The 9,440-nt window shown below is 66.2% G+C and carries 9 protein-coding genes; all 9 read left to right on the top strand.

Annotated elements, in window-relative coordinates:
• Nucleotides 1–1,072, top strand: a 1,072-nt coding sequence (locus ABUA09_RS16365; RefSeq protein WP_349949532.1) for a U32 family peptidase, incomplete at its 5' end; no start/stop codon positions are given.
• A 21-nt stretch (nt 1,073–1,093) separates the two neighbouring features.
• Nucleotides 1,094–1,543: a dUTP diphosphatase gene (gene dut, locus ABUA09_RS16360; RefSeq protein WP_195614742.1), complete on the top strand. Its 450-nt coding sequence runs from the start codon at nt 1,094–1,096 to the stop codon at nt 1,541–1,543.
• A 56-nt stretch (nt 1,544–1,599) separates the two neighbouring features.
• Entirely contained in the window at nt 1,600–2,187 is a 588-nt protein-coding gene (locus tag ABUA09_RS16355) for a Maf family protein (protein WP_195973652.1), read from the top strand.
• Between the two features lie 15 nt (nt 2,188–2,202).
• Nucleotides 2,203–3,045 (top strand): rod shape-determining protein MreC, encoded by an 843-nt coding sequence (mreC, locus tag ABUA09_RS16350; protein WP_033119277.1) that lies wholly within the window; start codon nt 2,203–2,205, stop codon nt 3,043–3,045.
• 15 nt (nt 3,046–3,060) lie between these two features.
• On the top strand, nt 3,061–3,573 hold the full coding sequence (gene mreD, locus ABUA09_RS16345; protein ID WP_033119278.1) for a rod shape-determining protein MreD: 513 nt from the start codon (nt 3,061–3,063) through the stop codon (nt 3,571–3,573).
• Nucleotides 3,574–3,616: 43 nt separating this feature from the next.
• Nucleotides 3,617–5,746, top strand: coding sequence for a penicillin-binding transpeptidase domain-containing protein (locus ABUA09_RS16340; RefSeq protein ID WP_242943970.1), 2,130 nt, complete (start codon nt 3,617–3,619; stop codon nt 5,744–5,746).
• A 31-nt stretch (nt 5,747–5,777) separates the two neighbouring features.
• Complete coding sequence (locus tag ABUA09_RS16335; protein WP_075704978.1) at nt 5,778–7,640, top strand: glycoside hydrolase family 13 protein; 1,863 nt, start codon at nt 5,778–5,780, stop codon at nt 7,638–7,640.
• A gap of 148 nt (nt 7,641–7,788) precedes the next feature.
• Nucleotides 7,789–8,943, top strand: a complete 1,155-nt coding sequence (locus ABUA09_RS16330) for an MFS transporter (protein WP_058116840.1) — start codon at nt 7,789–7,791, stop codon at nt 8,941–8,943.
• A gap of 75 nt (nt 8,944–9,018) precedes the next feature.
• On the top strand, nt 9,019–9,440 hold a 422-nt coding region (locus tag ABUA09_RS16325), incomplete at its 3' end, for a hypothetical protein (RefSeq protein WP_349949531.1).

Here is a 9,440-nt window from a genome sequence, read left to right as displayed (position 1 = left end):
CCACGACGAGGTGGGGCACACCGTCACCGCCTCCGGCGCGGGGCCGGAGGCGGCGCGGACGCGGCCGCTCACCGCCGAGACGGTGGAGAAACAGCTCTCCCGCACCGGCGGCACGCCCTTCCTGTGTACCCGGGTCCGTGCGCTGGTGGAACCGGAGCTCTCCGTGCCTGTGGCCGCCCTCAACGCCCTGCGGCGGGAGGTGCTGCAGGGGCTTGCGCGGGAGCGCGGCACACCCGCCGCGCCCGAGCTGGGGACCGTTCACGCCGGTGTGCGGTATGAGAACCGCCGGGAGCCCCCCGTCCTCACCATGTCTTTGCGCCGGGCCGACCAGCTCACCCGCGAGCTGACGGAGCTCCGCCCCGCCCTGCTCTATCTCCCCCTGGAGGAGGCCGCCGCCCATCCGGAGGCCGTCCGCCTGGCCCTGGAAGGAGGACGGGTGGGGGTCACGCTGCCGCGGGTCTGCTGGGACCGCGAGCGGGAGGAGCTGCGCAGACAGTTGGCGGTGGTCCGGGGTCTGGGCGTGACCGACGCCCTGGTGGGCACGCTGGACCTGATCGCCCCGGCCCGGGAGGCTGGGCTCGCCCTGCGGGGAGATTTCGGGCTGGGGGTCTACAACGCGCAGAGTCTGAAGGAGTACAAGCGCTTCGGTTTTGCTTCCTGCACCGCCTCCTTCGAGCTCAAGCTGGCCCAGATCCGGGACCTCTCCAAGTGTATCGATCTGGAGATGCTGGTGTACGGCAGGCTCCCGCTGATGCTCACGGAGAACTGCATCATTCGGAACCGCTCCGGCCGCTGTGCCTGCGGCAATCCCAATCTGCTCACAGACCGGAAGGGAGAGCGGTTCCCGGTGGTGAAGGCGCCGGGCTGTCGGAACGAGATTTTGAACGCTAAGAAGCTGTTCCTCGTGGACAAGCAGGCGGACTACCGCCGCGCCGGTATCTGGGGGGCCCGGCTGCTCTTCACCACGGAAAATCCCCGGGAGTGCGTCCAGGTGGCGGAACGGTATCTGGGCAGAGGACGGTATGAGCCCAACGACTTTACCCGGGGGCTCTATTACCGGGATGTGGAATAACCGGAATGGAGGATGGATAGGATGGAACTGAAGATCAAGGCCGTGTCCCCGAAGATCGGGGCGGAGATCCCCTTTCCCTATTACGCCAGCGCGGGAGCTGCCGCCATGGATCTCCACGCCTGTATCGACGAGGCGGTGACCCTGGCGCCAGGGGGACGGGCCTTCCTCCCCACCGGCATCGCCATCGCGCTCCCCTCGGCAGAGTATGTGGCCCTGGTGTTCGACCGCTCCGGGCTGGGGATCAAGCACGGTATCGCCCTCTCCAACGGCGTGGGGGTCATCGACAGCGACTACCGGGGGGAGATCGGAGTGGGGCTTGTGAACCTGTCCGGGACCCCCTATACCGTAGCGCCGGGGGACCGCATTGCCCAACTGGCGGTGGTGCCCGTGGTCCGTGCCGCCCTGACCCCTGTAGAGGAGTTGGATGAGACGGCGAGGGGCGCCGGCGGCTTTGGCTCCACGGGGAAATGACGTTCAAACCCGGACGGCGGCCCCGGCCGCCGTCCGCAGAAAGAGGGAATACGGCGATGAAGATCATTCTGGCCTCCGGCTCTCCCCGGCGGCGTCAGCTTTTGGAGCAGGTGGGCCTGCGGGGCTTTGTGATCCGGGCCTCCGATGTGGACGAGTCGGTCCGCCCCGGGCTCACCCCCGCTGAAATGGTGGAGGAGCTCTCCGCACGGAAGGCGGCGGCGGTGGTCCGGGAGGCCCCCAAGGACGGTCTGGTGCTGGCCGCCGACACCGTGGTGGCCCTGGAGGGGGCCGTCCTGGGCAAACCGGCGAGTCCGGAAGAGGCCGCGCGTATGCTCGCCGCCCTCTCCGGGCGGACCCATCAGGTCTACACCGGCCTTACGCTGGCGGGGCCTGGGGCGGTGTGCACCGAGCACGAGGTCACCGACGTCACCTTTCGCGCCCTGAGCGGGGCGGAGATCGCGGCCTACGTGGCCACCGGGGAGCCCATGGACAAGGCCGGCGCCTATGGCATCCAGGGCCTGGGGGCGCTGCTGGTCCAGCGGCTGGAGGGCGACTACTTCAACGTTATGGGCCTGCCCCTGTGCCGCCTGGGACGGATGCTGCGGGCTTTCGGTGTGGAGCTGTTGTCCCCCGACGGACACTGAGAAGGAGAACCGGATTTGAAGGATTTTTTCCGAAACAACGGCGCCCTAATCCTGGTCATCGCCGTGCTGCTCGCCGCCATCACGGCGGTGAGCTCCTATGTGCTCCAGGGGGTGCCCAACCCCCTGGCCAACGTACTGGGGGTGATCACCACCCCCATCCGCAATGGGATCTCCTCCTTCGCCGGCTGGGCGGAGGGGATCTATAACTACTCCTTTCAATACGATGAGCTTCAGGCGGAAAATGCCCGGCTGCGGAAGGAGATCGCCGAGCTGGAGGCCAAGGCCCGGGAGGGCGAGGCGGACAGCAAGGAGAACGAGCGGCTGCGGACGCTGCTGGGGCTGCGGCAAAAGCGCAGAGAATTTGACTTTGAGTCCGCCACCGTCACCGCCCGGGGCAGTTCCAACTGGGCCTCCACCCTCACCCTCAGCAAGGGCGCGGAGCAGGGCGTCCAGGCCGGAAACTGCGTGGTGGACGAGGCCGGGAATCTGGTGGGCATCATCGAGGAGGCGGGCGCCAACTGGTCCACCATGATCACGATAACGGACGCCACCCTGGAGATGGGGGCGCTCATTGCCCGGACCGACTCTACCGCCGTGCTGGAGGGGGATTTCACCCTGATGGCCGAGGGGAAGCTGAAGCTCACCTACCTGCCGGAAAACACGGAGCTCATCACCGGAGACCTGGTGCTCACCTCCAGCATGGGGGGCAACTACCCCTCCGGGCTGGTGGCGGGCACCATCGAGTCCATTCACACCGACGCCTCGGGTATGTCCCGTTACGCGGTCATTGTCCCGGCGGCGGATCTGGACGATCTGGTACAGGTGTTTATCATCAAAGCGTTTGACATTGTGGAGTAGAGGGGGGCTCAGCCCTTGACAAGGCAGGACTTTATCCTGAAATGGCTTTTCTACGCCTTGGCGCTGCTGCCGGTCTGGTGGATGGATACCTTTGTGCTGGGGAGATTCCCGGTGCTGGGCGTGGCCCCCATGCTGCTGCCTGTGGCCGCCGTGGCGGTGGCTGTGCTGGAGGGCGCGCTGGCCGGGGCGGGCTTCGGCCTGGCGGTGGGCGTCCTGTGCGACGCGGTATATTTCGGCGGCCACGGCTTTCTGACGCTGGGCCTGTGTCTCATCGGCTGGGGCGCGGGCGCCGCCGCCCAGTATGTCCTCAGCCGGAACTTCGGAGGCTGCCTGCTGTGCGCCGCCGCCGGTCTGGTCCTCATCGACACGGTGCGGGTCTTTACCGGACTCTTCACGGGCCTTGCCCCCCTGCCCGCCCTGCTGCGGGTGGCTCTGCCGGAGGTCCTCTGGTCACTCTGTTTCGCGTGCCTCCTCTATCCCTGGTTTACCTGGGTGCGGAGGCGCATCATCCACTTTCTGCGGCTGTAGAGCCTGCTGCTGCACAGGCTGCCGCCGCGGCAAGGAGGTATTTATGAACGGGAAAAAGGAACCCATGATGGACGGGCGGCAGTTCCATGTCCGGGTCCGGGGCGTGATGGTACTGCTGGCGGCCGTTCTGGTGGGCTTTCTCTGGGTCCTCTACGACCTCCAGTATGTCCACGGGGCGGAGTATCTGGAGCAGTCCCGGCGGAAGATTGCGAAAACCGAGACTGTGGAGGCATCCCGGGGGCAGATCCTGGACCGCTACGGCCGGGTGCTGGTCGGCAACCGGGCCAGCTACAACGTAAGCCTGGACACCTCCTTTATGGGGGAGGAGAGAAATGCGATCCTCCTGCGGCTGCTGGAGATCTGCCGGGAGGAGTCGGTGACGTGGAGCGACACCCTGCCCGTCTCCCGGTCGGCCCCCTACGTCTTTACGGCGGAAGGCGCCTACGGCAATCTGAGAAAGTACGCCGAGAAGATGAAATGGGACGGGCTGGTCCCCACAGCGGAGGAGCTGGAAGCCCTGCAGAGCGCCGAGTCCCCCGCCCTCCCCTCCGCCGAGCGCCTGCTCGCCAAGCTCCGGGAGACCTATCAGGTGGACCCCGCCCTCTCCGACGGGGAGGCCAGGGACCTGGTGGGCGTTCTCTATGAGCTTGCCCTCCGCTCGCGGGAGATCACATGGAGCAGCTACGTCTTTGCTCAGGATGTGGAGATGGCCTTTATCGTCAAGGTGAAGGAGGCGTCCCTCTCAGGGGTGAGCATCGACACCACCACCGTCCGGGAGTACAACACCTCCTATGCCGCCCATCTGCTGGGCCGGGTGGGGCTGATGGACTCGGATGAGTGGAACAATATCTATCAGGCGCTGGACTACCCCTATAACGCCTCCGTTGGGAAGGACGGTATGGAGCAGGCCTTTGAGTCCTATCTCCACGGTGTGCCGGGCAAGCGGGCCATCGAGACCAACGACCAGGGCAAGGTGGTCAGTGCGGACGACAACTGGAAGATCGACGAGCGCACCGGCGAGCCGCAGGCCCCTCAGCCCGGCTGCAATGTCATCTCCACCCTGGACATCAAGCTCCAGGAGGCAGTGGAGCGGGCCCTGGCAGACGGTGTGGGCGCCCTCAAATCCGAGGACACCCAGGGCGCGGCGGCGGTGGTCATCGACGTCAATGACGGCGGCGTGCTGGCCTCCGCCTCCTATCCCACCTATGATCTGTCCACCTTCCTCCAGAACTACACTGAGCTGGCCAACGACCCGCTCAACCCCCTGTTCAACCGGGCTACCCAGGGGGTCTATCCCCCGGGCTCCACCTTTAAGATGGTCACCGCCATCGCCGGACTTCAGGAGGGCGTCATCACCCCGACGGATGAGATTCTGGACACCGGGCGCTATACGTACTACAAGGATTACCAGCCCCAGTGCTGGTATTACCGCCAGTACGGCCGCACCCACGGCAAGGAGAACGTCTCCGAGGCCATCCGGGACTCCTGCAACATCTTCTTCTACGATGTGGGCCGCCGCCTGGGCATCAGCCTGCTGGATGAGTACGCCCAGAAGTTCGGCCTGGGGGAGTACACCGGCATCGAGGTCTATGAGAGCAAGGGTCACGTGGCGGGTCCCGGTTACACCGAATCCCTGGGCCAGAAGTGGTACGACGGCAATACCCTCCCCGCCGCCATCGGCCAGGAGAACAACCAGTTTACCCCTATCCAGCTCGCCAACTATGTGGCTACCCTGGCCAACGGCGGCACACACTACTCGGCCCACCTGCTCAAGGAGGTCAAATCCAGCGACTTCTCCCAGGTGGTCTACCAGTATGAGCCGGAGGTCCTCAACGAGCTGGACCTGGACCCGGAAAACCTGGAGGCCGTCACCAGGGGCATGCTGATGGTGACCCAGCCCGGCGGCTCCGCCTACAGCTACGGCTTCAACACCCTGGACATACAGGTGGCGGCCAAGACCGGCTCGGCCCAGGTGAGCAGCGCCACCGAGTCCAACGCCGTCTTTGTCTGCTTCGCCCCCTACGAGGACCCGGAGATCGCTCTGGCTATCGTGGTGGAAAAGGGCGGCTCCGGCTCCACGCTGAGTAGCATTGCCGTGGAGATCCTGGACTACTATTTCTCCTCCGGCAGCGGCATGGAGACCGTGGAGGGGGAGAACACGCTGCTGCGGTAGCGCCCCCATTTTTGATTTGTGAGTTGATACCATGATAGATCCCTCCATCTTCAACGCACGAGACCCCCGGTGCAAGACTCCCTATGGGGCGGTGCCCTCCGGGACCCGGGTCGCCCTCACCCTCCGCCCCCGCCGCGCCGGTGGTTGGTCCCGGGCCGTGCTTCGGGCGCGGTTTGAGTTCCGGGGGGAGGAGATTGCTGAAGTGCCCATGCCTTGGACAGGGCTGGACGGGGACCGGGATCTCTTTTCCTGTGCGCTGGACACCGGGGACTATGTGGGCCTGGTCTGGTACTCCTTCCGCCTGGAGCGGCTGGACGGAAAGGCGCTGGAGCTTCCCGAACGGCAGCTCACCGTCTACGACGGCGCCCACTCCGTTCCGGCCTGGTTTGGAGAGGGCGTCACCTATCAGATCTTCCCCGACCGCTTCCGCCGCACCTGTGTGCCCGATCCCGCCGGCATGGTGGGGGGGCGCAGCGTTCACACCGGCTGGTTCGAGGAGCCGGTGTGGCAGCCCGATGCCCGCGGCGAGGTGCGCAACCGGGATTTCTTCGGCGGCTCTCTGGCGGGGGTGGAGGAAAAGCTGGACTATCTCCAGAGTCTGGGGGTGGAGACCCTCTACTTCTGCCCCATCTTCGAGGCGGCGGAGAATCACCGCTACGGCACCGCCGACTACGAGCGGGTGGACCCCATGCTGGGTTCCAACGAGGACTTCAAGGACCTCTGTGCCGCCGCCCGGGCCCGGGGCATCCGGGTGATGCTGGACGGCGTGTTCAATCACCAGGGGTTCGTCAGCCGCTACTTCAACGGGGACGGCTTTTACCCCGAGCTGGGGGCCCATCAGTCCAAGGCTTCCCCCTACTACCCTTGGTATCACTTCAACCGCTGGCCGGATCAATATGACGCCTGGTGGGGCATCTACTCCCTCCCTGCCGTCAACGAGAGCCAGGAGGACTATGTGGACTATATCATCGAGGGTGAGGACAGCATTGTGCGCCGGTGGCTCCGGGCCGGGGCCGACGGATGGCGGCTGGACGTGGCCGACGAGCTGCCCGACGCTTTTATTGAAAAGCTCCACCGGGCCGCCCGGGAGGCCAAGCCGGAGGCCGTCATCATCGGCGAGGTGTGGGAGGACGGGTCCAACAAAATCGCCTATGGCGTCCGCCGCAGGCACCTTCTGGGGGGACATCTGGACGGGCTGATGAACTACCCCTTCCGCAATGCGCTGCTGGCCTGGCTGCTGGGCGGGGACGCCGGGCAGTTCCGGGAGAGCATGGAGACCATTCGGGAGAACTATCCGCCCGCTGCCTTCTATTCCGCCATGAACTCCCTGGGCACCCATGATACCCCCCGAATCCTCACCCTGCTGGGGGTGGGCGGGGACTGCGGCGGGGAGAGCAAGCAGTGGCGGGCCGAGCACCGGCTCTCACCCGAGGAGCGGGCGCTGGGCGTCCGGCGGCTGAAGCTGGCCGCACTGGTCCAGTATGCCTTCCCGGGGAGCCCCACCACCTACTACGGGGACGAGGCGGGTATGGAGGGATTTGAAGACCCCTTCAACCGCCGCACCTACCCCTGGGGGGAGGAGGATGCCGAGCTGATCGCCTGGTACCGGGCCCTGGGGAAGGCCCGGCGGGAGTTAGCCCCTTTGCGGAGGGGAGCGCTGTGCTATACGGCGGCCGAGGGAGACGTGCTGGCCTTCACCCGCACCTGGGAGGAGGATACCGTCCTGTGCGCCTGCAACGCCGGGCGGGAGTGCGCCCGGGTGACCCTTCCCTGGTCCGCCGCGGAAATCGGCGGCCTGCTGTGCTTCCCGACCGATCCGGACACCGGCGAGGCCGTGGTCGAGCTGCCACCCCTGACCGGATATCTACTGCGGAAGAGCCCCGGCCGGGAATAACGAAATCCTGAAGAGAGGAGCGCCGCATATGCGCCGTCCCACCTGAAAATTCCACCTGTTTTGCCCCGCTGGCAACGCGGCGGGTGCTTTGTGATGCCTGGGGCTCGTAAACCATTTTCAAACAAGGCCTGAAACAGGAGGAATTTTTATGGTACGGAATCGGCGCAATGTTGCGCTCCTTTTTGCTGTCTATTTTTTGCAGGGACTGTGCTTCTACAGTCCCGTAGCCACCCTATACCGGCTGGAGGCCGGGCTCACACTGTTCCAGACCGGCCTTTTGGAGTCCATCTCCCTGGCCGCCATGCTTCTTCTGGAGATCCCCTGGGGACGGGCGGCCGACCGCATCGGTCACCGCCGGACTCTGGTGATCTGCTCGGCCCTCTTCGCCCTTTCCAAGGTGGTATTCTGGAAGGCCCGGGCTTTCCCGGACTTCCTCGCCGAGCGGCTCATCCTGGCCGTGGCTCTGGCGGGGCTCTCCGGATGCGATTCGGCCTACCTCTTCGCCTGCGTGGGAGAGAAGGAGAGCCAGCGCATTTTCGGACTCTGGAACGCCGTGCAGACCGCGGGCCTTCTGGTTGCCGGGATGAGCGCCTCGCTCTTTCTGAGCGAGCACTACCGCCGGGGGGCCCTGTGGACTGTGCTCAGCTACTCTGCCGCCGCGCTGCTCACACTTCTGCTCACCGACCCGGAGGAGGATGGGGAAAAGCCGGCGGCCACCGCGCCCCGGCCGGGGATGGGCGGGCTGCTCCGCCGGAGCCTCTCCATGACCCCCTTCCTGGCGGGGAGCGCTCTGCTGGCGGAGACCGCGCAGTTCATCACCGTCTTTCTCAGCCAGCTCCTTTATCAGCGCGCCGGGCTCCCCGTCCGGGCGTTCGGCTGGCTCTCCATGCTGGCGACGCTCTGCGCACTGGCCGGGGCCCGCTCCCACCGGCTCACCAGGCGTCTGGGCCGCCGCCGGGGCGGCGCGCTCCTCTTCCTCTGTGCAGGCGCGGCGTGCCTGACGGCGCTGTGCCCCGCCCCCCTGCCGGCGGTGGCGGGGGTCCTGGGGCTCAGGGCCGCCGCGGCCCTATTCTCTCCACTGGCCCTTTCTCTCCAGAACGCCGCTGCAGAGCCGGGCGCCCGGGCTGCGCAGCTCTCCTGCAACGCCATGGTCATGGATCTGGTATCCCTGGTCCTGAACCCGGCCTTTGGGCGGATGGCGGATGCGGGATGCGGGCAGGCCCTGCTGCTGGGCGCCATAGCCTGCGGCGGGGGATTGCTGCTCTTTTTGGCGGGGTCAAAGCCGGCCGCAAGCCCTGCTTGATAGAAGGAAAGCAAGACTTGGGTGCCATCCTTTACCCCCTGTGATACGCTGTACGCAGGAAAGAGCGGGATCACGATGAAGCTGCACAGCATATCCAACTGCTTCGAAAAGAGAGGGGCCTCTCCCAGGAGGTGCTGGGGGAGGCCCTGGGCGCCAGCCGACAGGCCGTCTCCCAGCGGCAGTGTGCCGGAGCTGGAGAAACTTGCCGCCATGAGCAGGCTCTTTGGGATATCCTTGGGCTGGCTGCTCCTGTGGATGCGCCTGGACCGGGCGGAGGCGCGGCTCACAGCGCTGGAATCGGTCCGGGGCGACGTCTCCGCGCTGGATGCCGCCGCCCAGCAGGTGAAGGTGCGGACAGAGGGGGGGAGAACCGGCGCGGGCGCTGGCCGACTGTTATGGCGCGGGTGGACTCCGTGGAGGACGATGGCTGTAACTGGGAACCGCTGTGGGAGGAGCCGTAAGCGCAAGACGCACAGAATATGGGAAGGCCAGGGCGG

The organism is Intestinimonas sp. RTP31139st1_F5_RTP31139_211217 (genome assembly GCF_040226735.1).
GTDB lineage: Bacteria > Bacillota > Clostridia > Oscillospirales > Oscillospiraceae > Intestinimonas > Intestinimonas butyriciproducens.
Note: the sequence above shows the minus strand (reverse complement) of the source record. Positions and strands in the feature narration are given on the sequence as shown.

Coding starts and splice junctions, on each gene's coding strand:
- dut (WP_195614742.1), top strand. CDS start 1,094: ATGGAACTGAAGATCAAGGCCGTGTCCCCGAAGATCGGGGCGGAGATC.
- ABUA09_RS16355 (WP_195973652.1), top strand. CDS start 1,600: ATGAAGATCATTCTGGCCTCCGGCTCTCCCCGGCGGCGTCAGCTTTTG.
- ABUA09_RS16335 (WP_075704978.1), top strand. CDS start 5,778: ATGATAGATCCCTCCATCTTCAACGCACGAGACCCCCGGTGCAAGACT.
- ABUA09_RS16340 (WP_242943970.1), top strand. CDS start 3,617: ATGAACGGGAAAAAGGAACCCATGATGGACGGGCGGCAGTTCCATGTC.
- ABUA09_RS16330 (WP_058116840.1), top strand. CDS start 7,789: ATGGTACGGAATCGGCGCAATGTTGCGCTCCTTTTTGCTGTCTATTTT.